This window comes from Nonomuraea sp. NPDC004354, from assembly GCF_053602555.1.
Genome location: NZ_JBSGDV010000025.1, coordinates 64,941 through 86,300, shown reverse-complemented (window position 1 = coordinate 86,300; position 21,360 = coordinate 64,941). Strand labels below are relative to the sequence as shown.

Genomic DNA, 21,360 nt, shown 5'->3' with positions numbered 1-21,360 from the left:
CGTCTTCAGGAGGAACTCATCCGGCTTGGCCGCATCCCGCTGTTGATCAGCTCGGATCGCCACTCTGCCGCCGCGTCGTCGGTGACCGTCACGAACGCCGCGACTGCCTCCACTGCGACCGCCAACTTCTCCCGCGGCACGACTTCCTCGATCGCCTTCCATACCTCCACCAGCGACACCAGGCGATCGGTGGTGGCCTCCGGCGCGTCCATCAGCACCTCCATCGCCGAGGCCATCGTGCGCGCCGCCGAAGGCAGCTTCGGGAAGGTGCGCAGCTGCTCGGTCTTGCCCGCCCGCTCGGCCCGCGCCAGCAGATTCGCCGAAATCAGCAGGTCCAGCACATCCAGCGCGTCATCGACCGACGCGGTCTCCAGGTGTCGCACCGTGGCCAGCAACATCGCGGCCTTGCGGTGCTCGGCCAGTTCCGCCAGCGCAGGCGCCTTGGCGGCTTTGCCGTAGCGGGCCAGCGCGGCCAGCTTCACCTCCGGCACCGGCTCGACCACCACGCCGCCAGCGCCCAGCCCGGCGATCTCGGCCACCCGTTGTAACTGGACCGACAGCACCCGGCCCGAGGCCTTCGTCGGCGCCGTGCGCAGCCGCTCCAGCTCAGAGAACCGGCGGCCCTCGCCCACTCGTAACAACTCTTCCAGCGCGGTGCGCATCCCGGCCGACAGCCGGCCCGACAACAGCGCCTGCAGCCGGTCGCTCTCCGCCTTGCGCACCTCGCCTACCAACCGGGTGAGCACGGTGATGCCGGATAGCAGGATTCGCTCCTTCAGCATGTGCACCCGCGCCCGATCGAACAGCGCCCGCGGCCCCTCGTTGGAGGCCCACAACCGCGCCGCCACGAACGCCCGCACCTCCGCCTCACATGCGCCGAAGTCGTGAAAGCCCAGCAGCTCACGGATCTCCCAGGCGTGCTCGTACACCGTCTGCTGCCGCTGGCCGTAGTCGGCCAAATCCGCGGGATCGAGCTGCAGCTGCTCCGCAACAAACCCCACCGCCCCGGCCGGGACCTGGGTGGGAGCCTCGGTCAGGAACACCCCGAGCATGCGCACCGTGTCCCACTGCACCGCCCATCCCAGGCGGGTCGTCGGGCGGCGCTTGCTGGCCAGCGCGTCCAGCGCCGCGCGATCCAGGCGGAAGAACTGCTCGAGCTCGGCCACTGCCGGCTCCTCAGGGAAGCGGCCGTAGCGAGCAACCTGCTCATCCGTCGAGGTCATGGGCACCGACCGGATGCTGTACTCCACCGACTACCCCTTCACCTACGGCTTCCGTCCTGGCGGTTTCCCCTATGTCGACACCAGCAACGGCGCCGCCCGCGCGTTCCTGGAGGACGCGCCCTTCACCGACGAGCAGAAGGCCGACATCGCCCACCGCAACTGGGAACGCCTCACCGCCCGCGCGGCCGAGCGCTCGGCGGTCTGAAGCATCACAACCGGCTGGTTACTCACCCTGCGCTTGACGTGCGGCCCGTGCGGTGACGCGTTCAATGGCCTGGACGGCGACATCGGGCTGGTCGACGTAGATGTAGTGGCCGCTGTTCGTGGCCGTGCTCAGCTTGCTGCCGCGGGACAGCGCGAGCCACTTGCGCTGACCCGCGGACCACGCCTGCTCCAGGCGCGGCCCGTACTCGGGGACGGCCGCGAGGTACGGCTTCCCATGCTGGATCACCTCCACCGGGATGTTACCGGCGGAACGGACCTTGCCATCGGTGATGACGAGCTTCTCCGGGTTCTCGCCCTGGAATATCGCGAGGTTCTGTGCGCGTACCTCGGCCGCCGGCCCCTTGGCGGACTCGGGGATCGCCTTCGTGATGTCGCCGGCCATGGTGGGTGGGGTGGCATCCATCAGGACCAGCCCCTTGACCCTGTCCTGGTGGTCGGGGGCGTACCTGGCGGCGATCAGCCCGCCCAGCGAGTGCCCGGCCAGGACGACCGGGCCGTCACCGGCAATCCGGTCGAGCACTCCGGTCAGGATCTTGCCCGTGCTGGAGAAGCTCTGCGGGCCGTCCGGCTGGTCGCTGGCGCCCGCGCCGAGCCGGTCGTAGGAACAGACCCGGTTCTGCCTGCTCAGCGTCTTCTGGACGGCGGCCAGCTTGTCCAGCCCATCGCCTGCTCCGTGCATCAGGATGATGACCGGCCTGCCTTTCTCCGGGGCGCCCGAACAGGACACGTTCACCGACCGCCCCGCGACGTCGATCTTCGCGGTCCCGGAGATCGGGGTGGCATCGGCTGTCCGCGTGGCGGGGGCGAAGGGGTCCCAGTTCTCCACCGCGTCGCCGTCGCAGCCGGCGACCCCCGCGCCGAGCATGGTGCAGCACAGCGCGGCCACAACGGGTGTCTTGATCTTGCGGAGCATGAGGTCCTCCAGTGAGGGAGTCGGCGCCGGGTGATGCGCACGGCGGTGTAGCGGGAAAGCGGACGGAGCGCCGTGGCTGTGTCGTAACGCTATGGATCGGGCGGTCCGGGATCGTCCCCGTGCGGTGGACATTTGCCGGTAGCTCGTGTGGGGGACAAGCGCGGCCTGCAGGGAAGGACCGAGATCCTGCAGGGAAGGACCGAGATCGTCGCGCTCTGTCGTGCGGTGCGGACGCCCGCCGGATATGTACGCCATCCGCGACGTCGAACGCGGCGGCGTCCTGCGACGAATCGCATGTGCGCCAGTCCCCCGTGCGAGCTACGCGCGAATGTCCACCGCACGGGGACGATCCCGGACCGCCGGGTCCCTAGCGTTTCTCGGCGTAGCGGTGGCGCCCCACCGCAGTCCCCCACGTAAGGGAGTCGTCATGCGGTTATTGAGACAGCTCGTACCCGTCGCGGTGGTCGCCTTCGCCGGCGGCGCGATCGTGGGCGCGGTGAAGGAAAGCCCGCTCCTTACCCTGTTCCTCGGTGTCGCGACGGCCTTGCTCGCCGTGCTCGTGTACGCCCGCGTGGTGCGGTGGTCCGAGCGCCGGGCACCTGTGGAGGTGGCGGCGCGAGGCGCCGCCCGCGCCATCGCGCGAGGGGCGCTGATCGGGGTCGCGTTGTTCGCGGCCGTCATCGTGAACATCGCTCTCGTGGGCGGTTACCGGATCGACGGCCCGGGCTCGCCGGCGGGCGCGGTCGGGCTGCTCGGCTTCATGGCCGCCGCCGCGGTGACGGAGGAGCTGCTGTTTCGCGGCATCCTGTTCAGGATCGTCGAGGAACGCACCGGGACGTGGCCGGCGCTGGTGCTGACCGGCCTATTGTTCGGCCTGTCGCACCTGCTCAACCCGCACGCCGATCTGTGGGGCGCGATCGCCGTCGCGGTCGAGGCGGGCGGCATGCTCGCCGCCGCCTACGCCGCCGCCCGCACCCTGTGGGTCCCGATCGGCGTGCACTTCGGCTGGAACTTCGCCGCAGCCGGCATCTTCGGCACCGAGGTCTCGGGCAACGGCGCGACGCAGGGGCTGCTGCACGGCGTGACGTCGGGCCCAGCCCTGCTCACGGGCGGCGAGTTCGGGCCGGAGGCGAGCCCATACGCGGTGGCGTTCGGCCTGCTGCTGACGGTCGTGTTCATGTGGCTGGCCCGCCGGCGCGGCAACGTGGTCCCGCTCCGGCGCGGCGCGACCGCTACGCTCGCCCAATGATCGATCTAGGGCGGGTCACTGACCTGTGGCGGCGGTGCGACGTCGTGGTCCGGGACTTACCGTTCGGGCTGCTGATGGCCGTCGCATCGCTCCTGCCGGCGCTCCACGGCAAGGGGACTCAGGTCGGCGACCTGCCGGCCCGGCCCTTCGACGCGCTGGCGTTCGTGGTGATCGCCCTGGAGTGCCTTCCGCTCGCCGTCCGCCGGCGGTGGCCGGCCGTGTGCCTGGCTCTGGTGTCGCTCGGCTTCGTTCTCGACCAGTTCCGCGCCTACCACGTGTTCGCGAGCAACGCGATGCCCATCGCGCTCATCAGCGCGGGCGCCCACCTGGAGCGCCATCGGCGCGTCACCGTGGTCCTTCTCTCCATGGCGTACGTGCCGCTCGCGCTCGCGCTCGACCGACTCGGCGCGAGCGAGAGGGTGGAAGGGTACGTGGTGTTCTACCTGGCTCTGGCCCTCGCATGGGGCATCGGGGCCTGGCTGCGCTCCTCCCGCGCCGCCGAGGCGGAACGCCGCCGCCACGTCGCCGAGGCCACCCGCGCCGCCGAACGCACCCGGATCGCCCGCGAACTCCACGACGTCGTGACGCACCACGTGACGGCGATGGTCGTGCAGGCCGAGGCGGCACGCTACCTCACCGCCGCGCCCGACCGCCTCGACGCGACACTGAGCGCCGTCAGCGACACCGGCCGGCGGGCCATCACCGACCTGCGGCACATGCTCGACCTGCTCAAAGCCGATCACGATACCGACGTCAGCATGCCGTCCGCCGGAGACCTGGGCACGCTCGTGGAGCAGACCCGCCAGGCCGGGCAGCCGGTGGAGTTCACCGAGGAGGGCGACCCCGGGGAATCGGTGGGCAGCGCCGAGTTCGTGACCTATCGGGTCGTCCAGGAGGCCCTGACGAACGCCCTCAAACACGCCCACGGCAGCCCCACCGCGGTCTGGGTGCGCTACGGCGAGAAGGAGATCAGTGTGGCGGTCAGCACCAACGGCCCCGGCTCCAGGGTCGCCTCCCCCGGCGGGAGCGGGCGGGGCCTGGCCGGGCTGCGCGAGCGCGTGGACGCTCTGGGCGGCGAGTTCAGCACGGACCGGCAGGCGGGCGGCGGCTTTGTGGTACGGGCCCGCATACCTGCGGGGAGCCGGTCATGACCGCGCCGGTCCGTGTCCTGGTCTGCGACGACCAGGCGCTGATCCGCACCGGCTTCGCCACGATCATCGACGCGCAGCCCGACCTGGAGGTGGTGGGCGAGTGCGGTGACGGCCGCGCCGCGGTCGAGCTCGCCCGCCGGCTGAGTCCCGACATCGTCGTCATGGACGTGCGGATGCCGGTGCTTGACGGCATCGAGGCGACCCGCCTGCTGGCCGGCGCCGGGGTCGAGAATCCGGTCAAGGTGCTCGTGGTGACCACGTTCAACCTGGACGAGTACGTCTACGAGGCGCTGCGCGCCGGGGCGAGCGGGTTCCTGCTCAAGGACGCCCCGCCGGCGCAGCTCTTGCAGGGCATCCGCACCGTCGCGGCGGGCGCCGCGCTGCTGGCGCCTGAGGTGACGCGGCAGCTCGTCGGCAGGTACGCGTCCCGGATCCGCCCGGCCCGGGACACGCCCGACGAGACCGCGCTGACCCCGCGCGAGCTGGAGGTACTGCGCCTGATCGCCGACGGCCGGTCCAACAGCGAGATCGCCGCCACGCTGGTGATCAGCCAGGAGACCGTCAAGACGTACGTGTCGCGCATCCTGACCAAGCTCGACCTGCGTGACCGCGTGCAGGCGGTGGTCTACGCCTACCGCAGGGGCCTGGTGACCTGAGGCACGCCGCCCGGAAACCTCGATGGGGCGAACGCCGCAGACGTCAGGAACCGTCCGTGGCCCTGTTCGACCATCAGCACGCGGCCGTCGGCCCTGGTGCGGCGCGTGTACGCGGCGAGCGGGCCGAGACGATGTCGAGCAGGTTGACGAGCCGATCGAGCTGTTCCGGGTCCAGGCGGCCGGTCGCGGGCGCCAGGGCACGCCGGATGTCGTCCTCCACGCGTTTGGCGAGTTCGAGCCCGGCCGGGGTCATGTACACCTCGACGACCCGGCCGTCTTCGGGGTTCTTGCCGCGTGTCAGCAGCCCCCGGCGCTGGGCGCGGTCGATGAGGCCGGACATCGTGGACTTGTCCAGGCCGAGGTAGGCGGCCAGTTCGGTGATGCGGGCGCGGCGGTCGCGGAGGATGCCGAGCACCCGTAGCTGGGTGAGCGACAAATCGTGCTCACCACCGATGCGGGTCAGCACGCCTGCCACCTCGAAAGTGGCCCGGACGAGGGCATCCACGACATCGTCGGCGGAGCTCATGCCGTCATGCTAGTCCGGCATGGTTGGCAATACCAACCATGCCGGAGCGAGGAAGGCAGACACCGCCGCCCGGGATGCCTCGCGTCCCGATCCCGCGCCAGGCGATCGACGGATGCGGCATCGATCACGCCGACCCCTATTGACATGGTTTGTATTACCAACCACCATCAAGATGGTTGGTAATACAAATCATTTTCTGGAGGTCACCATGCACGCTGCCGTCATCCCAGCAGCCGATGCCCTGCCGGTCTATCGCGACCACCCCGACCCCGCAGAACGCCACCGCGACGAGCTGCTCGTTGAGGTCCTCGCGGCCGGCCTGCACCATCTGACCAAGGCCAAGGCGAACGGCTCGCACTACTCCAGCAACGGCATGTACCCGCTGGTCCCCGGCGTCGACGGTGTGGTACGCGACCAGGAGGGCAACGTCCGCTACGTGGCCCTGGACGACACAACTCTGGGCACGTTCGCCGAGCGCACCCTCATCGACCCTCGCCGCAGCGTGATCCTGCCCGACGGCATCGACCCCGTGCGGATCGCCGCTGCGATGAACCCGGCCATGTCGTCCTGGGTCGCGCTGCGCCGACGCGTCGACTTCCACACTGGCCGGCGCGTCCTCGTCCTCGGCGCCACCGGCAACGCCGGACGGATGGCGGTCCAGATCGCCAAGCTGCTCGGCGCCGACCAGGTCATCGCCGCCGGCCGCGACACCACCCGTCTCAAGGCGCTGACCGCGCTCGGCGCCGACGAGACGATCACCTTCGACCAGATCGGCCACGCGGCCGACGTCGACGTGGTCATCGACTACGTGTGGGGTGAACCCGCCGCCGGCGCCATGATTCCTATGCTCACCGCCCGCGCCGACCGCACCGCCCCGCTGACCTGGATCCAGATCGGATCCATCGCCGGCCCAACTGCGCCTATCCCCTCCGCGGCCCTGCGCTCCGCCCGCGTCCAGATCGTCGGCAGTGGCATCGGCTCGGTCCCCGCCCGCGACTTCCTCGCCGAACTGCCGGAACTGGCCTCAGCGGTGACCGCGGGCGCGATCGACGTACGGGCGCGCGCCGTACCCCTCGTCCAGGTCGCGCAGGCGTGGACCGCCGAGACCGACGACCGTATCGTCCTCGTCCCCTAGCCGTGTCACATCCGAGGAGGAAGCCATGACTGCGCTGAGCAGCAGCAGGAAACGGGCCCTGGTCGTGGGACTCGGCGTCAGCGGCATCGCCACGGCGATCGCCCTTCGGGGCATCGGGCTGGGATCCGGTGATCGTGGAGAGAGCGCCGGGCCGTCGATCGGGTGGTTACTTCATCGTGCTGTTCGGCGCCGGTCGGCCCGAGGGCGGGTCCGGGGCTGGTGCGGCCGCTGCGGGCCGTACGGGTAGGGGCCGCGGCGGACGGACCAGCGCCCCGATGCGGCTGCTGATGCCCGCACGAGCGAGCGCGGTTAGAGGCCTTCGAGGGCGAGCTGGTGGGTGGTCGGACGGGGGCCGGTGACCAGTCGGGAGCGGCCGCATTCGACGGGGGTGGAGTCGACCACCCAGACCGGGTCGGCCCACAGGTCGGCGTCTCGGGCCAGCGCCCGGATGGCGCGTTGGAGCAGGGGCAGGGCGTTGCGTAGTCGTTTGTTTTAGCCGGATTGGCCGGGCAGGTAGGGGAAGGCGCCGGGCAGGTGCCGGGGGACGAAGCGCAGCCGGCCGGCTTCGGAGCTGATTCCGAGTAAGACCTGGGCCACGGCCAGGGTCAGCAGTTCGGCGTCGGTCAGCCTGGGTGGCCGGCCGGTGCGGGGCGGTTTGCCGAGCCAGTCGTCGATCTTCACGTACAGTGCGGTGAGAGGGGTGTTGATGTCTGTCGTCACAAACAGATCGTCGACACCCTTCGCTGTTCCCGCAGCCGAAACGACTTAGGGCTTACTCGTCTACTAGGCGGTGCCGCCGCGCAGGAAGAGCCGGCCGACGTGGCGCAGGTAGTGGCGGAATTCGGGCGGATCGATGACGTCGAATTCCGCGCCTACGGCGGCCAGAACGAGCACCGGCCAGTCGAAGGCGTCCACCTGCAGGCGCAGGCGGCAGGAGTCGTCGTCAACGGCCTCGACCCACCCACCGGTGACGGCGACGACCGGCTCCACCGCGCCGGCCGGCGCGTGGAGGAGGACGGTGACCTCGTACCGGGTGGGACGGGAGCCGAGCCGTTCGGCGACGAACGCGGCGGCGTCCTCGGCGGGCAGGTCGCGCGGGCGGAAGCGGGCTCCGGTGGCGGCCGGGCCGGTGAGGCGGTCGAGGCGGAAGATGCGCCAGTCGGCGCGGTCGAGGTCCCAGGCGACCAGGTACCAGCGGCGCTTGAGCGAGACGAGCCGGTGCGGCTCGACCAGCCGGGTGGCCGGCTCCCCGGATGGGGTGGCATAGGTGAAGGTGAGCCGTTCGTCATCCCGGCACGCCTGGGCGATCGCGGTGAGCGTGGTGGCGTCGATGTGAGGACCGCCCGCCGGGGCGGTGACCGTATAGGTGCGCAGCGCGTCCACGCGGCGGCGCAATCGGGGAGGCATGACCTGGACGACCTTGGTCAGGGCGCGCAGCGAGGTCTCCTCGATGCCTTCGACGGTGCCGCCGGCGGCCGTGCGCAGGCCGACGGCGATGGCGACGGCCTCCTCGTCGTCGAGCAGCAGGGGCGGCATCGCGGCGCCGGACCTGAGCTGGTAGCCGCCGGCGGTGCCGCGGCCGGAGTGGACGGGGTAGCCGAGCTCGCGCAGCCGGTCGATGTCGCGGCGCAGGGTGCGCTCGCTGACGGCGAGCCGGTCGGCCAGTTCCAGGCCGGGCCAGTGGCGGTGGGTCTGCAGCAGGGACAGCAGTCGCAGCATGCGCGCGCTCGTGTTCGCCATGTTTCCAGGTTCTCTCACCTTCCGGTCAGGAAGTGACCGGAAGCCGCTCTAGCGTTGCCTTCGTGAACGACACAGCGGGAGGAACGCAGATGAAAATCCTGGTGACCGGGGCGACGGGGATCGTCGGCCGCCACGTGGTGGACCAGCTCGTGAGGGCGGGCGCGGAGGTGCGGGCGCTGACCCGCAACCCCGCTGCGGCCAAGCTGCCGCCTCAGGTGGAGGTCGCCCAGGGCGACCTCACCGAGCCCGCGAGCGTGGCCGCCGCGCTGGACGGCGTGGAGCGCATGTACCTGTTCCCCGTGGAGGAGCGCGCCCGCGAGGTCGTCGCGCTGGCCATGCAGGCGGGCGTACGGCGCGTCGTGGTGTTGTCGGCGGCATCGGTGACCGCCGGCCTGCACACCAGCGGGGTGGAGCAGGCGGTGGAGGAGTCCGGGCTGGAATGGACGCATGTACGGCCGTGCGCCTTCATGACGAACATGCTGCAGATCTGGGCGCCGTCCATCAGGGCCGAGCGGGTGGTGCGCTACCCCTTCGCGGACGAGCCGATGAACCTGATCCACGAGGCCGACATCGCCGCCGTCGCCGTCGCCGCGCTGCTGCAGGACGGCCATCACGGTAAGGCTTACACCTTGACCGGGCCCGGCTTGGTCACCGTTCGCGAGCAGGTCGCGGCGATCGGCGACGCGCTCGGCGAACCCGTCCGCTACGAGGAGGTCACCCGTGAGCGCGCCCGCGAGCTGATGAAGGCACAAGGCGGGTTCGCCGCCGAGTCGGCCGACCTCATGCTGGGCTTCGTCGAGTACGGCGGCGACGACCCCGACGGCGGCGGCTACGCCGACCAGGACTGGTCGGCGCTGATGCGGGTCTGGCCGGACGTGGAACAGGTCGCCGGACGCCCCCCGCGCGGCTATGCCGAATGGGCCCGCGACCATGTCGCGGACTTCCGCTGACCGGCACCGGCCTGCCTGGGCGTCCTCTCCCACCTCGAACGGGACGCCCCACCTCCGCGCAGAATGAGGAACCCACCAATGACCGACGCCCTGATACCGCCGACAACACCCGCGGCGACACCATCAGCGCCACCACCCCCGGCCGCATCTACGTCCTACCGGTTGCGGTGGCCGGCTCTGGCGGTGATCCTCACCGGTTCGGTGATGGAAATGCTGGACTCCACCGTCACCAGCATCGCCGGCCCGGCCATCCGCGCCGACCTCGGCGGCGGCACCTCCCTGATTCAATGGCTCGGGGTGGCCTACACCCTGGCCATGACCGCCGGCCTGCTGGTCGGCGGCAGGCTCGGCGACATCGCCGGCCGCAAGCGCATGTTCCTCATCGGCGCCGGCGGTTTCGTGGCAGGCTCCCTGCTGTGCGCGATCGCGACCGGGCCGGAGATGATGATCACCGCTCGTGCGATACAGGGCCTGTTCGGCGCCTGCATGATCCCCCAAGGGCTCGGCATGCTGAAGGAGATGTTCCCGCCGCGGGAACTGCAGGCGGCCTTCGGCGCGATGGGCCCGGTCATGGGATTGTCGGCGGTGGGCGGCCCCACTCTGGCGGGGTGGCTGGTCGACGCCGACTTCCTCGGCATCAGCTGGCGCATGATCTTCTTGATCAATCTGCCCATCGGGCTGGCTGTCCTGGTCGCCGCGATCACGTTCCTGCCCACGGGCCAGCCGGTTTCAGAAGTTCGGCTCGACCTGCCCGGCGCGGTCCTCGCCTCTTGCGGAGCACTGCTGTTGCTCTTCCCGCTGGTGCAAGGCCGTGAGCATGGCTGGCCGGCCTGGACCTTCGCGATGATGGCGGCCTCCGTCGCGATGTTCGCCGCCTTCGGATGGCATGAGATCCGCAAGAGTCGTAGCGGCGGCGATCCGCTGATCCTGCCCAGTTTGTTCCGCAAGCGGGCGTTCCTCGGCGGTATGGCCACCGGGACGATCTACTTCGCCGCCTTCTCGGGGTTCGGCCTGATCTTCAACCTGCACCTTCAGCTGGGCCTCGGCTACAGCCCGCTGCGGGCCGCGGTGGCGGGCATTCCCTTGTCCATCGGCATGGTGGTCGGCATGGGCGTGGTCCAGGTGGTCATGCGTCATGGCCGCAAGGTCCTGTACGTCGGGGCCGTGACGATGACGGCCGGTGTCCTGGCCCTGGTGCCGATGCTCGGCTCGGAGGCCGGATTCTGGCGGCTCGCTCCTGCTCTGCTCATCACCGGGATGGGATCCGGGCTGATCATGGGGCCCTACTTCGACATCGTGCTGGCCGGTGTCGAGCCGCACGAGACCGGCTCGGCTTCCGGCACGCTCACCACGCTGCAGCAGGTCGGCGGCGCTCTGGGGACAGCCGTGCTCGGGACGGTGTTCTTCAGCGGGCTGAACCAAGGGCCTGCCGCGGCCGCCCACGCCTTCTGGACGGTGGCCGGGATGATCGTGCTGACCTTCCTGGCCGCCTTCCTGCTGCCCAGAAAGGCCCGCGAGGCAGAACCCGCCCTGTGACTCGAGCCTGGGGCGCGATGGTGCGCCTGCCGTACGCGGAGCGGCGGGGTCTGCTGGAGCAGATCGTGCGGCCGGGCGCCCGCTGGCAGGTGCCCGTCTACTTCACCGGCCACGCGCAGGCGGCGCTGGAATCGAGCCTGCAGCTGGGTCTAGAGGGCATCGTCTGCAAGCGGGTCGACTCGCCGTACCGGCCGGGCCGCCGCTCGGGCGACTGGGTGAAGGTCAAGCACCACCAGACCGCGGAGGTGGTGATCGGCGGATGACAGGCCGGCCTGGCGGGCTCGCTGCTGCTCGGCGTGCCCGACAGGCGCGGGCGCTGGAAGGCAGGGGTTCACCGACCGGGTGCGCGCCGACCTGGCCGCTCGGCTGGTCGCGCTGGCGCTGGAGGCCAGCCCGTTCGTGGGGACCGGTCCCGGTCGAGCACGCACGGATCGCCCGCTGGGTGCGGCCGGCCCTGGTGGGCGAGGTGCGTTTCGCCGAACGGACCGGCGACGGCCTGCTACGGCAGGCTTCCTGGAGGGGTCTGCGCACGGACATGTCACCGGCCGACGTTCCGCCCATCGGGCGGCGCGCGTCAGCTGAGATGCGGCGCAGCACGGCCCACCTCCACACGCTGTCCGATTTGTACGATTTTCGACATGTCGTACTTTCGCGGGCCGGACGGGATTGAAGTCGTCCCGATCGTCCTGGACGGGCATCCGCGGTTCCGCATCGACCGCTGGCGCGGCAGCAAGCGCCGGCTGGTAGCCGACTGCCGAGACAGTGCCGAAGTGGCCCAGCTGGTGGATCTCGCGGGCCTCGCCGAGATCTTCGAGTTTCCCACGGATGCCGCAGGACGGGCCAGGACGTGATGGTCCCGCTCCTTACTCAAGGGAGGAGCAGACCATCCTGTCCGCCGCTGCTGGCTGCCCTCGGGCCGGTCAGCAGCCCGCTCAGCGGGCGGCGTGGTTGTTCAGGAGCGCGGTGAGGGTGTCACCGCCACCGCAGCACGGCGGCCCGATCGCACGCCCATGCCCGCCCGCTGCGCGACCGGGCCATCGTCTACCTGCTGTTCGGCACCGGGCTGCGCCGCGCCGAAGTGGTCGGCCTGAACAGCCGCACCGTCTTCCTTGGCCCGCGACGCTCGCCAGGCCCTGGCCGACTACCTCAACCAGGAGCGGCCCGGCGACGCTGCCGCCAGTACCACCCCCAGCCGCCCTGTTCCTGTCGGCCGCCTCCATCGCCGCCCGCCGCCCCGACGGCCGCCTGTCGCCGCGCTCGATCAACGACATCGTCGGCGAGGTCGCCCGCCTGCACGACGCCCACATGTCTGACCCCGAGCGCAGGCTCGGTGTGCTGCGGCCGCACGACGCCCGGCATACCTTCGCCTTCCAGCTCTCGCAGGCCTCCGGGCACAACCGGGCCGAGCTCGAACGCCGCCTGGGCCACGCCAACGACCGCTACCTGCGCCTGTACACCAACCCGCCCGACGACATCGCGGCCGGCTACATCGAGGACCTGTGACCCGGCGCTGATTCCCAGCGGACCACGCCCTGGGGCGAGCCAACCGAGGCCGGTGCAGGCTACCGGGGAGGATCGGGTGCCAGGCTCCCGTCGGGGGCGATGTGATCGAAGATCTGCCGAATCAGCGTGATCACATGCGGGTCCTCCACCGCGTACAGGGTCCGGCGGCCGTTGCGGCGTGCGCTGATCAGGCCGGCCAGGCGGAGCTTGGCCAGGTGCTGGGAGACCGTGGCGATGCTGATGCCCGCGTGTGTGGCCAGCGTGCTGACGTCGTAGGAGGCGTGGGTGATCAGCCACATCAGGTGCAGCCGTACCGGGCTGGCCAGCAGGGCAAAGGTCTCGGCCGCCGCCCTCAGCTGCACGGGGGTCGGCGGTGGGTGCTCGGCGCCGGGTGAACCCGGAGCTGGGGAGGTCGACATCGTCCCTCCATCGTCTCGCGCCGATGGCCTGCCAATCACCCTATGTTTCGATAGTTGCGCGATTTCCGAAACATGTGGAAGATGGAGGGCACTCCGAAGGGGAGTAGTCCGCAACGCCCGCACGTCGACACGCTGAGAACCTCGCGTTCTCCGGCGGCGGGACCGGTCACCGGCCGGTGGACGAGACCTTCGGCCACGCAGTCATGCCTGGCCGAGTCCTCCCCGTGGGTGCCCGGCCGGGTTGTCCACCGCCCGGGAAGGACTTCTCCACGTGGTTGCCACCAAGCTGCTACGCCCGCTGCTGACCTGCGCGCTGCTCACCCTGCCCGCGCTCAGTGCCCGCATGGCGGGCGTCCATCTGCCGCCACCGGCGCCAGGTGCCCACCCTCGCCGCGCCGTTCCGCCCGGCCACTGAGCGCAGCGCCGGCTCAACCCGCGCCCGGTAGACGCCCGGGGCACCGACACCGTGACTCCTGCCGGGCCTTGCCTGCGCCAGGCCATGCCTGCTGGGCCTTGTCTGTCGCGCCACGCCCGGCCCCATGATCACCACCGCCCAGCGGCGCCGCGGCGCCGCCGACCATGAAGGGACACCACAGCACCATGAACACCTCGACGTTGCGACTGCTGGCCGACGCCCGCTCCGCCAAGGCGGGCGGCGAGCAGGCGATGGCCGCCCGGCAACGAGCCCGCCTGACCGAGCTCGTGGCCTGGGCGCGCACCCGCTCCCCCTACTACCAGCACCTGTACCGGGACCTGCCGGCCGGAGTGGCCGACCTGGCCCTGCTGCCGCCCACCAGCAAGCGCGAGCTGATGGCCGCCTTCGACGACTGGGTCACTGATCCCGCCGTCACCTTCGCCGAGGCCAGGGCGTTCGCCGACGACCCGGCGCGCATCGGGCAGCCGTTCGCCGGCCGCTACACGCTGTCCACCACCTCCGGCACCACCGGCACGCACGGCATCTTCCTACAAGACGCCCGCGCGACGGCGGTGACCTCCGCGATGATGGCGCGGATGCTGGCCGGCTGGCTGAGCGTGCGGGACGTGGCTCGCATCGCGCGCGGCGGCGCCCGGATGGCGCTGGTGATACCCGAGGGCGGGCATTTCGCTTCCACCGTGGCCGCCGCAAGGCTGCGCGGCCGATCCCGCGTCGCCGCCTTCAGCGTGCACCAGCCGCTGCAGGACCTGGTGGCCGAGCTCAACGCCTTCCGCCCGGCGGTGCTGGCCCCCTACGCCAGCATCGGCGCGCTGCTGGCCGGCGAGGCCGAAGCCGGACGGCTGCACATCAACCCCGCCCTGGTGATGCTCACCGCCGAAGGCCTGCCCGTCGGCGAGTACGCGCGCATCGCGGCCGCGCTGGGGGCGAAGGTGCGCACCAGCTACGCCTGCAACGAGTGCCCGTTCCTGTCCTACGGCTGTTCGGAGAGCTGGATGCACCTCAACGCCGACTGGGCCGTCCTCGAACCCGTCGACGAGCAGTACCGGCCGGTGGCACCGGACGAGCCCTCGCACACCGTGTTGCTGACCAACCTGGCCAACCAGGTGCAGCCGATCCTGCGCTACGACCTCGGCGACAGCGTTCTGCTGCGACCCGATCCGTGCCCGTGCGGCAGCCCGGGCCCGGCCGTCCGCGTCCAGGGCCGCGCCGCCGACCTGCTCACCTTCCCCGGCCCGGCGGGGGAACAGGCGCCGGTCACCCTTGCCCCGCTGCCGCTGGCCACGCTGCTGGAAGCGGTGCCCGGCCTGGAGCTGTTCCAGATCGTCCAGACCGCGCCGGCCACGCTCCGCATCCGGCTGCACCCCGCTCCAGGTAGCGACCCCGCAACCCTCTGGCATCGGGTCGAGACCCGGATGCGCGACCTGCTGTCCCGCCACGGCCTCGGCCATGTGCGCCTCGAACGCGGCCGCGAACCGATCCAGCACAGCGCGGGCGGCAAGGTACGCGCCGTCATCCCGCTGCCCGCCACCGGCAGGGACCCGGCCGGTTCCGCACGCCCCTGACCACCTCACCCCATCCCACCGGGGCCGTGGCTGTCCACCACTGTCGTTCGGCGGTCGGCCAGTAGGAGCTCATCGTCTCCCCCAATTGCGCCCGTACAGCGCCAGGCCGGTCACCCCACCCGGTCGGACCACCACTGGAACAGCTCGTCGCTCGGTACGCTCCAGCCGAGGTCGTCGCCGGGCGCGGCGACGTAGTCGTCCAGGCTCAGGTTCATGCCGAAGATCAGTTTCCGCATGGCGTCAGCCTCCTGTGAGTCGGTACTCGGCGTACAGACCAGCACGGCGCGGAAAAATCATCGGTCAGGCCATACCGAGGGCCGGTTCACCACCACGCCAGTCCGCCGCGAGAACATCAGCCGGTGCCTGCCTGACGGGCCCAGGCCATGAACACCCGGAACCCGGCTCGGGCCGCCGTGGTTATCTTGGGTTGTTGTCCTCTTTCCGCAGGCCAACGTTCGATGATCTTGTCTGGCACGTCAGGCACGTTCAAGAGGTGACAAGGTCGTGACGTGCGTCATGTCGCGGGCATGCTCGGTCGGGTGAAGCGGATCAGCCGGGGTCACCACCTGTAGATAGCGCGCGATGACCGCCGCGTTCGTATTGCGCGCCAGGTGAGGCGAAAGGGCATGCACGATGATGGTGGCTTGTACCCTGATCAACTGTTCGTGCCAAGCGCGATGGCGGGAGACGGGGCATGAGTTCGAGGCTGGCCGGTGACGTGGTCGGCGGTCGCTACCGGCTGGCCGCCGAGCTGGGGTCCGGTGGTTTCGGGCGGGTCTGGCGGGCCCGCGACCAGACCCTCGACGTGGACGTTGCGATCAAGGAACTGCAGCTGCCGACAGGACTGCCGGAAACCGAACGAGCCGAGCGGCTGGCACGGGCCACGCGCGAGGCCCGCAATGCCGCCCGGTTACGCAAGCACGACGGCATCGTCGCGATCCACGACGTCGTCGTCGACGACGGCCTTCCCTGGATCGTCATGGAACTGGTCGATGGCTGCTCGCTGGACGAGCACGTCAAGCAGCACGGACCTCTTCCGGCGGGCAGGGCCACCGCAGTCGCCGTGGCACTGCTGACGGCGATCGGCGCAGCACACCGGGAAGGTGTCGTGCACCGCGACATCAAACCGGCCAACGTCATGCTCGCCGAGAACGGGAAGGTCCTGCTCACCGACTTCGGGACCGCGATCCACTCCACCGACACCGCGCTGACCGCCACCGGGATGCTCATCGGCTCGGCCGAGTACACGGCGCCCGAGCGGCTGCGCGGCACCGACGGCCTTCCCGCCGGGGATCTGTTCTCCCTCGGCGTGACCCTTTACCAGGCCGTCGAGGGCGTCTCACCGTTCCGCCGCGACACCCAGGAAGCGACGTTGGCTGCAGTGCTGCTGGAGGAGGCCCCGGCGCCGCGACGAACCGGGCCTCTCACGCAGCTCATCACCCGGCTACTGGACAAGGACCCGGGCCGCAGGCCGACGGTCGACGAAGCACTGGCCATGGCAGGGGGTATTGCCGGTGAGCAGCCCGCAAACACAGTCCATGTGCGGCGCGACACCAAGATCCTGCCGATCCGGTCGAAGAAGTGGCCGCCCGTTGGTGTTGCCGCGCCGATGGTGGCCATGTTGGCGATTGCGGTCCTGACGGCGCTCGGCGTCGCCGGACTCCCCGATGCCGGCGGAACGTGGGAGCACTTCGAGAAGTACGGGGACAATGACGTGCTCGGCGTCGCCGTAATGATCGCCGCCGTTGCCGATGTCGTTCTCGTCGGCTTGGTGTGCGCCAGTTTCGCGCGGTTCCTGCCGGCGAACGTCGGCAAGACCGTCACCGCTGTCGTCGGTGTCGCCGGGCTCGTCTTCGGCTGTGGCGCGACCGCTTTCGCCTTCCACGGCGCCGGCGAGATCCTCCGGAACGCGATGGAGCTCCCCGGGCGGGAGTCCGCTACGGTGTCGCTGGCCTTGATCAGCATCGTCGTCCTCGTCGCTGTCGGGTCGGCCTTGAGCTCGCGACTCCTCGTTCGACGCGAAACGATCAAAGGTCGAACATGATCACGACCGCCCGCACGATCCGATCAGCGTCGGATGCCGGGCTGGTCGGGGCGAGAGACCCCGGCATCTCCTCGACCGGCCCGCGCACCTGAGCCTCGACGAAGACCAGCAGCTCCTTCATCGATCGGGCCACCCGATCCGGTTGGTAGATCACCAACGTGTCGCCGGGCTGCAGCCGGTCCAGGGCGGCGCGCAGCCTCGACTGCTCGCCGCGGGTGCTCGCCGTCTCCACCACCACCTCGCGGCAGTGCGCTCCGGCGAGGGCGTCGAGCTGGGGCTGGTGGTCTTGGCCGCGGGTGGATACCCGGGTGTCACTTTCTGAAGTCGCGTGCACGGACGGCCTCGGCATTCGCGACTCCATGCAGAGGACTGAGAAGCACCGGATTGTCAGCAGTCCTCTGCGCTACGGTGCCCTGCCGTACCAGGGGACCGGTACGGCAGGGCCGCTGTACAGACCGGGGACCGGCCCGGCCTGCGGCGGGGCAGCGCAGGAGCGGCGCGCCGGGTCCCGAGCCCAACGCCGTCGCGTCCATATCGCGCTGCCGACCCGCAGATATCCCAAGGACGACCACGGCCAGGTCGTCGCTGTTAGCCCGGGGCAGGAACTCGGCTTCCTCCACTTGGCACCATCTCTCGACGTGGCCCGCTGCCGGTTGCCGCCCTATTTGATGGGGACCCGTACAGGTTTGAGCACGAACATGAACCCGGTCGCGGCCTGGCTCAGCTCGTCGGCGGCCACGAGGGCCGTGGCTGCTCACAGGGCAGAGCCCTGGACGAGCGCGGTGAGGGCTTGCTCCCGTTCCCGGTCGCGCTGCTGCTGGGCGGCATCGGGGGTGCGTGGCGGCAGGCGGGTGCAGGCCACCCGGATACGGTTGCCCGTGTCGGGCTTGAGCCGCCAGTTGGCGATGGCGGGGGTGTCCAGGATGACCTCCCAGCCGGGTACGGGTTCGGCCAGATAGGCGGCGATGGACGTGGCCACGATGTCGGCGGTCGTCGGGTCGGTCAGGTCGTCGAAGTACGCCGCAAGGATCTGCACCACCTGACGGGCGTAGCTGGCGTGGGCGGTGGCGCGCGGGTCGGATCGGCGGGTCATGGACGGTTCCCCTCTGGCACGTAACCGGACGACAATGCCGGTGCCGCGGCCGGCGGGTAACGATGCGACTCCAGCAGATGGGCGGCGGCCGGCGTCCCCACGCGCGCGGCGGCCGCGCGCACCCCGCGACGCGAGCTGCCACCGCTGCCGACCCGTTGAAGGCTGTTCGGCCAGCGGATGGCCCTTGTAGCGCAGGTCGGCGCGGGTCACCGCGGCCAGCAGCAGGCGCGGTGACAGCCCTTCGCAGACCGTCAGCGACAGCAGAGCGCAGCGCGGGTGCATGCCGGCGTCGGTGACGAGCTCGCCGTCGGCGTCGGCCAGCACCAGTACCTGCGGCGGCAGAGCGAGCCCGCATACCTGACACAGCCATTGCTGCTGGCAGCGCAGCAACCGGCCACCGTGGATCTGGGTCCAGTACGCCACGCCGTCCAGTATGGGGGTGATCCACGGCAGCGGTAAGTCGTCCAGCCGCGGCCGCGGCCACCCGGCGGGGCAGACGTTGACGCCGGTGGCCCGTTCGACTGCGTCCTGGCGCCGCCACACCTCGCTGGGCGGCGGCGCCGGCACCGCGGCGGCGGTCATCGCCCGGCCCGGCCGGCGTCGCGGGCGGCCAGTTGCTCCTGGCGGCGGGCCAGCAGCTCGGCCAGCGACGCGTGCAGGGTGGGCCAGTCGCGGGTGTCGGGATCGACGGCCTCGGCGGGCAGGCTGCCGTCGATGATGCTGAGTCGCACGCCGATGTGGTCGGGGCCGACTGCGGCCAGCCAGCCCGCGCACAGCCGCATCGGATGGGCGGTGTCGGGCTGATCCTTGTGGCAGGCCATCCGCGGGGCGCGGGTCAGCCGGGCGACGTCGTCCTCGCTGGTGTCGGTGCGGCGCATCACGCCTTGCTGAGCGCGCTGCAGCCGCAGCATGTCCTCCTCGGAGAACGCGGTCAGGTCCGCATCGGCCCGCCATGGACACACCCGTTCGCCAGCACACGGCCGCGCGCGGTACTCGTCCCCGCTCGGTGGCCGGTCCCCCGGCGGCTCCGCGATGTCGCCGTGGTGGTGCTTCCTGGACGCCGCAGCGTCAGTCATGGAGAGTCTCTCCTGAGGCGAGCGTGCTGGTTCTGATCTCATTGTGACTGCTCGCCCTCGCCAATACCGGTTCAACCGCCGGCCGCGACCGCGAGCAGGGCCGCGCCGAGCCGGTCACCTGGGCCGGGTAGTGGCGGGCGTCGCCAAGCGGAATCGGCTAGCCGCGGCGGGACACCTTCACCACTCCGTTCTCCATGGTGACTCAAACGGGCCTGAGCCGGCACGGCATGACCTTCCATGGAGACCACCGCGGCGGCCTGCTGGCAGGCTTGCGTGACTGGTCGCGCAGCCGCTCGAGCTCGTCTTCGCCGTGGCGGCGTTCGGCGGCGAGTTCCTGGCGCGTACCCCGAGCGTCGGCGTGGGCCTCGGCCGCAGCGGCCGGCCGCCAGCTTCGTCTCGGCCTCGCGGAGCCGGGCCTGGGCCTTGGCCAGCGTCACGGCCTCATGCACGCGGACGGCGTGGCAGCTGGCTGTAGGCGTTGAAGAGGCTGCCGCCGGCCAACTTGTGGTGGGCCAGTTGCTCCGCTACAGCCTGCGGATCTTTCCAGCGAGCATGGCCGGTGGCGCGAGCACGGGTACACGCCGCTCTCGGCGACCCGGGCCGGCTTGCCATCGTCGACCGGCTCCTGCTAGGCGACGCCTCCCCGGGCGATCTGGGCCAGCAACTCGGCCTGCCCACCAATCTGCTGGCTCATCACGTGAAACTGCTGCAGGAAGCAGGCGTGGTCGAACGCCAGCGATCCGAAGGCGATCGGCGCCGCACCTATCTGCGCCTGGTTCCGCAGTCGCTGTCCGGGCTGCTGCCAGTCCGAGCCTTGCCTGCCCCGCGCGTGGTGTTCGTCTGCACGCACAACTCCGCCCGCTCTCAGCTGGCCGCCGCCCTGTGGCGCAGGACCAGCGCCGTACCCACCACCTCGGCGGGGACGCACCCGGCCGCCCATGTCCACCCGCGGGCGGTCGCCCTGGCCGACCTTCACGGCCTCGACCTGCGACAAGCCGCAACCCGCCACGTCGAGCAGACCCTGCGGCCCGACGACCTGGTCGTGGCCGTCTGCGATGCCGCCCACGAACAGCTCACCCAGCTCACCCAGCCGACCCGCATCGATCGGCTGCATTGGTCCATCCCTGACCCAGTCCGCGCCGGAAACGACGACGACTTCGAGCGGGCTTACACCGACATCGCCGACCGCGTCCAACGGCTGGCGCGCCGTACACCCCCCGCAGGAGTGAGCCATGTCCCAGACCTACCGCCACCCTGACCTGTCCATCGACCAGCAGCACGCCCTGCTCACCGCCGCGCGCCGCCTGGCGGAAGAATTCACCGGCACCTTCGGCACCGAGACCATCGAACGGTTCCTGCACACCAGCTACGACCAGTTCGCCATCCACGGCAAGATCCCCAACTACCTGCCACTGCTGGCCGAACGCTTCGCCCGCCAGCGCCTGCACGCCCTGGTCCGCGTGGAAGGCCACAGCGACGGACGGCCTGTCGTGCTGTTCCTCTGCGTCCACAACGCCGGACGCTCCCAGATGGCACTGGGCTTCTTCCAGCACCTGGCCGCCGACCGAGCGCTGGCCTGGTCCGGCGGCTCGGAGTTCGCCAGCGAGATCAACCCCGCGGCCGTGGCATCGATGGCCGAGCGCGGCATCGACATCACCGCGAGTTCCCCAAACCCTGGACCGAGGAGATCGTCCGCGCCGCCGACGTCGTCATCACCATGGGCTGCGGCGACGCCTGCCCGATCTTCCCCGGCAAGCGCTACGAGGACTGGAAGCTCGACGACCCGGCCGGGCAGGACATCGAAGCCGTCCGGCCGATCCGCGACGACATCCGCCGCCGTATCGAGAAGCTGCTGGCGGAACTCGTGTCGGCCTGATCCTCCGCCGCAGGCCCCCACCGTGATCAGAGGGCGAAGCCTGCGTC

At 70.7% G+C, this 21,360-nt stretch carries 24 protein-coding genes and 3 pseudogenes; 17 read left to right on the top strand and 10 right to left on the bottom strand.

The features are described 5' to 3' along the window. Nucleotides 1-5: 5 nt before the first annotated feature. Nucleotides 6-1,166, bottom strand: coding sequence for a DUF4158 domain-containing protein (locus tag ACWENQ_RS41155; RefSeq protein WP_452419162.1), 1,161 nt, complete (start codon nt 1,164-1,166; stop codon nt 6-8). A gap of 55 nt (nt 1,167-1,221) precedes the next feature. Between ACWENQ_RS41155 and ACWENQ_RS41150 the strand changes: the two genes are divergently transcribed. Beyond that, nucleotides 1,222-1,428 carry a hypothetical protein gene (locus ACWENQ_RS41150; protein ID WP_452419161.1) on the top strand — a complete coding sequence of 69 codons (207 nt, stop codon included), beginning with the start codon at nt 1,222-1,224 and terminating at the stop codon, nt 1,426-1,428. A gap of 18 nt (nt 1,429-1,446) precedes the next feature. Here ACWENQ_RS41150 and ACWENQ_RS41145 read toward each other — a convergent pair whose 3' ends face one another. Next, nucleotides 1,447-2,361 carry an alpha/beta fold hydrolase gene (locus ACWENQ_RS41145; RefSeq protein ID WP_449931779.1) on the bottom strand — a complete coding sequence of 305 codons (915 nt, stop codon included), beginning with the start codon at nt 2,359-2,361 and terminating at the stop codon, nt 1,447-1,449. Between the two features lie 427 nt (nt 2,362-2,788). On the opposite strand from ACWENQ_RS41145, the gene ACWENQ_RS41140 reads away from it, so the two are divergent. The 3 genes from ACWENQ_RS41140 to ACWENQ_RS41130 are packed head-to-tail and all read left to right on the top strand — an operon-like array spanning nt 2,789 to nt 5,417. Continuing rightward, the gene (locus ACWENQ_RS41140) at nt 2,789-3,610 is read left to right on the top strand and encodes a CPBP family intramembrane glutamic endopeptidase (protein WP_452419159.1); all 822 of its coding nucleotides are present in this window, start codon (nt 2,789-2,791) and stop codon (nt 3,608-3,610) included. Continuing rightward, nucleotides 3,607-4,761, top strand: a complete 1,155-nt coding sequence (locus tag ACWENQ_RS41135; RefSeq protein WP_452419157.1) for a sensor histidine kinase — start codon at nt 3,607-3,609, stop codon at nt 4,759-4,761. Before ACWENQ_RS41140 ends, ACWENQ_RS41135 begins: the two co-directional genes overlap by 4 nt. After that, entirely contained in the window at nt 4,758-5,417 is a 660-nt protein-coding gene (locus ACWENQ_RS41130) for a response regulator (RefSeq protein WP_431902527.1), read from the top strand. Before ACWENQ_RS41135 ends, ACWENQ_RS41130 begins: the two co-directional genes overlap by 4 nt. Before the next feature lie 73 nt (nt 5,418-5,490). Here the strand turns inward: ACWENQ_RS41130 and ACWENQ_RS41125 are convergent, their stop codons facing one another. Further along, nucleotides 5,491-5,943 carry a MarR family winged helix-turn-helix transcriptional regulator gene (locus ACWENQ_RS41125; RefSeq protein WP_452419155.1) on the bottom strand — a complete coding sequence of 151 codons (453 nt, stop codon included), beginning with the start codon at nt 5,941-5,943 and terminating at the stop codon, nt 5,491-5,493. A 208-nt stretch (nt 5,944-6,151) separates the two neighbouring features. On the opposite strand from ACWENQ_RS41125, the gene ACWENQ_RS41120 reads away from it, so the two are divergent. Then, entirely contained in the window at nt 6,152-7,078 is a 927-nt protein-coding gene (locus ACWENQ_RS41120) for a zinc-binding dehydrogenase (RefSeq protein WP_452419153.1), read from the top strand. 315 nt (nt 7,079-7,393) lie between these two features. Here the strand turns inward: ACWENQ_RS41120 and ACWENQ_RS41115 are convergent. Beyond that, nucleotides 7,394-7,798 (bottom strand): annotated as a pseudogene (locus tag ACWENQ_RS41115) (IS982 family transposase); the annotation flags it as partial. Nucleotides 7,799-7,861: 63 nt separating this feature from the next. Next, complete coding sequence (locus ACWENQ_RS41110; protein WP_452419151.1) at nt 7,862-8,818, bottom strand: helix-turn-helix transcriptional regulator; 957 nt, start codon at nt 8,816-8,818, stop codon at nt 7,862-7,864. Nucleotides 8,819-8,907: 89 nt separating this feature from the next. On the opposite strand from ACWENQ_RS41110, the gene ACWENQ_RS41105 reads away from it, so the two are divergent. From ACWENQ_RS41105 to ACWENQ_RS41080, 6 genes are all read left to right on the top strand, one after another. Then, nucleotides 8,908-9,768: an SDR family oxidoreductase gene (locus ACWENQ_RS41105; protein ID WP_452419149.1), complete on the top strand. Its 861-nt coding sequence runs from the start codon at nt 8,908-8,910 to the stop codon at nt 9,766-9,768. A 63-nt stretch (nt 9,769-9,831) separates the two neighbouring features. Continuing rightward, the gene (locus ACWENQ_RS41100) at nt 9,832-11,304 is read left to right on the top strand and encodes an MFS transporter (RefSeq protein ID WP_452419148.1); all 1,473 of its coding nucleotides are present in this window, start codon (nt 9,832-9,834) and stop codon (nt 11,302-11,304) included. Further along, nucleotides 11,301-11,567, top strand: a complete 267-nt coding sequence (locus tag ACWENQ_RS41095; RefSeq protein ID WP_449931451.1) for an ATP-dependent DNA ligase — start codon at nt 11,301-11,303, stop codon at nt 11,565-11,567. The genes ACWENQ_RS41100 and ACWENQ_RS41095 overlap by 4 nt, the downstream gene beginning before the upstream one ends. Next, nucleotides 11,564-11,974, top strand: coding sequence for an ATP dependent DNA ligase (locus ACWENQ_RS41090; protein ID WP_452419147.1), 411 nt, complete (start codon nt 11,564-11,566; stop codon nt 11,972-11,974). Before ACWENQ_RS41095 ends, ACWENQ_RS41090 begins: the two co-directional genes overlap by 4 nt. Continuing rightward, on the top strand, nt 11,943-12,155 hold the full coding sequence (locus tag ACWENQ_RS41085; RefSeq protein WP_452419145.1) for a hypothetical protein: 213 nt from the start codon (nt 11,943-11,945) through the stop codon (nt 12,153-12,155). Before ACWENQ_RS41090 ends, ACWENQ_RS41085 begins: the two co-directional genes overlap by 32 nt. Then, the gene (locus tag ACWENQ_RS41080) at nt 12,130-12,807 is read left to right on the top strand and encodes a tyrosine-type recombinase/integrase (protein WP_452419143.1); all 678 of its coding nucleotides are present in this window, start codon (nt 12,130-12,132) and stop codon (nt 12,805-12,807) included. The genes ACWENQ_RS41085 and ACWENQ_RS41080 overlap by 26 nt, the downstream gene beginning before the upstream one ends. A 59-nt stretch (nt 12,808-12,866) precedes the next feature. On the opposite strand, the gene ACWENQ_RS41075 is transcribed toward ACWENQ_RS41080, so the two are convergent. Then, the gene (locus tag ACWENQ_RS41075; protein WP_449931447.1) at nt 12,867-13,226 is read right to left on the bottom strand and encodes an ArsR/SmtB family transcription factor; all 360 of its coding nucleotides are present in this window, start codon (nt 13,224-13,226) and stop codon (nt 12,867-12,869) included. Between the two features lie 271 nt (nt 13,227-13,497). On the opposite strand from ACWENQ_RS41075, the gene ACWENQ_RS41070 reads away from it, so the two are divergent. Both ACWENQ_RS41070 and ACWENQ_RS41065 read left to right on the top strand, forming a co-directional pair. After that, entirely contained in the window at nt 13,498-13,641 is a 144-nt protein-coding gene (locus ACWENQ_RS41070; RefSeq protein WP_452419142.1) for a hypothetical protein, read from the top strand. Nucleotides 13,642-13,826: 185 nt separating this feature from the next. Further along, nucleotides 13,827-15,224, top strand: a complete 1,398-nt coding sequence (locus tag ACWENQ_RS41065) for a hypothetical protein (protein WP_452419140.1) — start codon at nt 13,827-13,829, stop codon at nt 15,222-15,224. Between the two features lie 110 nt (nt 15,225-15,334). Here ACWENQ_RS41065 and ACWENQ_RS41060 read toward each other — a convergent pair whose 3' ends face one another. Next, the gene (locus tag ACWENQ_RS41060; RefSeq protein ID WP_452419138.1) at nt 15,335-15,460 is read right to left on the bottom strand and encodes a hypothetical protein; all 126 of its coding nucleotides are present in this window, start codon (nt 15,458-15,460) and stop codon (nt 15,335-15,337) included. Nucleotides 15,461-15,918: 458 nt separating this feature from the next. Between ACWENQ_RS41060 and ACWENQ_RS41055 the strand changes: the two genes are divergently transcribed. Next, entirely contained in the window at nt 15,919-17,268 is a 1,350-nt protein-coding gene (locus tag ACWENQ_RS41055) for a serine/threonine-protein kinase (RefSeq protein ID WP_452419137.1), read from the top strand. Here ACWENQ_RS41055 and ACWENQ_RS41050 read toward each other — a convergent pair. From ACWENQ_RS41050 to ACWENQ_RS41040, 3 genes are all read right to left on the bottom strand, one after another. After that, entirely contained in the window at nt 17,252-17,617 is a 366-nt protein-coding gene (locus ACWENQ_RS41050; RefSeq protein ID WP_449931439.1) for a recombinase family protein, read from the bottom strand. The two genes, ACWENQ_RS41055 and ACWENQ_RS41050, sit on opposite strands and share 17 nt — an antisense overlap. Nucleotides 17,618-18,022: 405 nt before the next feature. Then, a complete protein-coding gene (locus ACWENQ_RS41045) occupies nt 18,023-18,784 on the bottom strand; it encodes a hypothetical protein (protein WP_452419135.1) in 762 nt (253 codons plus the stop codon). Nucleotides 18,785-18,939: 155 nt separating this feature from the next. Next, a complete protein-coding gene (locus ACWENQ_RS41040) occupies nt 18,940-19,437 on the bottom strand; it encodes a DUF6283 family protein (protein WP_452419133.1) in 498 nt (165 codons plus the stop codon). A gap of 559 nt (nt 19,438-19,996) precedes the next feature. Here ACWENQ_RS41040 and ACWENQ_RS41035 point away from each other — a divergent pair. The 3 genes and pseudogenes from ACWENQ_RS41035 (at nt 19,997) to ACWENQ_RS41025 (ending at nt 21,313) form a co-directional block, all read left to right on the top strand. Next, nucleotides 19,997-20,695, top strand: coding sequence for an arsenate reductase/protein-tyrosine-phosphatase family protein (locus ACWENQ_RS41035; protein ID WP_449931433.1), 699 nt, complete (start codon nt 19,997-19,999; stop codon nt 20,693-20,695). Further along, nucleotides 20,670-20,831: pseudogene (locus ACWENQ_RS41030) on the top strand (three-helix bundle dimerization domain-containing protein); the annotation flags it as partial. The gene ACWENQ_RS41035 and the pseudogene ACWENQ_RS41030, both read left to right, overlap by 26 nt. Before the next feature lie 135 nt (nt 20,832-20,966). Continuing rightward, nucleotides 20,967-21,313: pseudogene (locus ACWENQ_RS41025) on the top strand (arsenate reductase/protein-tyrosine-phosphatase family protein). Nucleotides 21,314-21,360: the final 47 nt, after the last annotated feature.

Coding starts and splice junctions, on each gene's coding strand:
- ACWENQ_RS41040 (WP_452419133.1), bottom strand. CDS start 19,437: ATGACTGACGCTGCGGCGTCCAGGAAGCACCACCACGGCGACATCGCG.
- ACWENQ_RS41140 (WP_452419159.1), top strand. CDS start 2,789: ATGCGGTTATTGAGACAGCTCGTACCCGTCGCGGTGGTCGCCTTCGCC.
- ACWENQ_RS41100 (WP_452419148.1), top strand. CDS start 9,832: ATGAGGAACCCACCAATGACCGACGCCCTGATACCGCCGACAACACCC.
- ACWENQ_RS41065 (WP_452419140.1), top strand. CDS start 13,827: ATGAACACCTCGACGTTGCGACTGCTGGCCGACGCCCGCTCCGCCAAG.
- ACWENQ_RS41080 (WP_452419143.1), top strand. CDS start 12,130: ATGCCGCAGGACGGGCCAGGACGTGATGGTCCCGCTCCTTACTCAAGG.
- ACWENQ_RS41110 (WP_452419151.1), bottom strand. CDS start 8,818: ATGGCGAACACGAGCGCGCGCATGCTGCGACTGCTGTCCCTGCTGCAG.
- ACWENQ_RS41120 (WP_452419153.1), top strand. CDS start 6,152: ATGCACGCTGCCGTCATCCCAGCAGCCGATGCCCTGCCGGTCTATCGC.
- ACWENQ_RS41105 (WP_452419149.1), top strand. CDS start 8,908: ATGAAAATCCTGGTGACCGGGGCGACGGGGATCGTCGGCCGCCACGTG.
- ACWENQ_RS41135 (WP_452419157.1), top strand. CDS start 3,607: ATGATCGATCTAGGGCGGGTCACTGACCTGTGGCGGCGGTGCGACGTC.
- ACWENQ_RS41085 (WP_452419145.1), top strand. CDS start 11,943: ATGTCGTACTTTCGCGGGCCGGACGGGATTGAAGTCGTCCCGATCGTC.
- ACWENQ_RS41055 (WP_452419137.1), top strand. CDS start 15,919: ATGAGTTCGAGGCTGGCCGGTGACGTGGTCGGCGGTCGCTACCGGCTG.
- ACWENQ_RS41050 (WP_449931439.1), bottom strand. CDS start 17,617: ATGCCGAGGCCGTCCGTGCACGCGACTTCAGAAAGTGACACCCGGGTA.
- ACWENQ_RS41150 (WP_452419161.1), top strand. CDS start 1,222: ATGGGCACCGACCGGATGCTGTACTCCACCGACTACCCCTTCACCTAC.
- ACWENQ_RS41075 (WP_449931447.1), bottom strand. CDS start 13,226: ATGTCGACCTCCCCAGCTCCGGGTTCACCCGGCGCCGAGCACCCACCG.
- ACWENQ_RS41145 (WP_449931779.1), bottom strand. CDS start 2,361: ATGCTCCGCAAGATCAAGACACCCGTTGTGGCCGCGCTGTGCTGCACC.
- ACWENQ_RS41060 (WP_452419138.1), bottom strand. CDS start 15,460: ATGCGGAAACTGATCTTCGGCATGAACCTGAGCCTGGACGACTACGTC.
- ACWENQ_RS41090 (WP_452419147.1), top strand. CDS start 11,564: ATGACAGGCCGGCCTGGCGGGCTCGCTGCTGCTCGGCGTGCCCGACAG.
- ACWENQ_RS41130 (WP_431902527.1), top strand. CDS start 4,758: ATGACCGCGCCGGTCCGTGTCCTGGTCTGCGACGACCAGGCGCTGATC.
- ACWENQ_RS41125 (WP_452419155.1), bottom strand. CDS start 5,943: ATGAGCTCCGCCGACGATGTCGTGGATGCCCTCGTCCGGGCCACTTTC.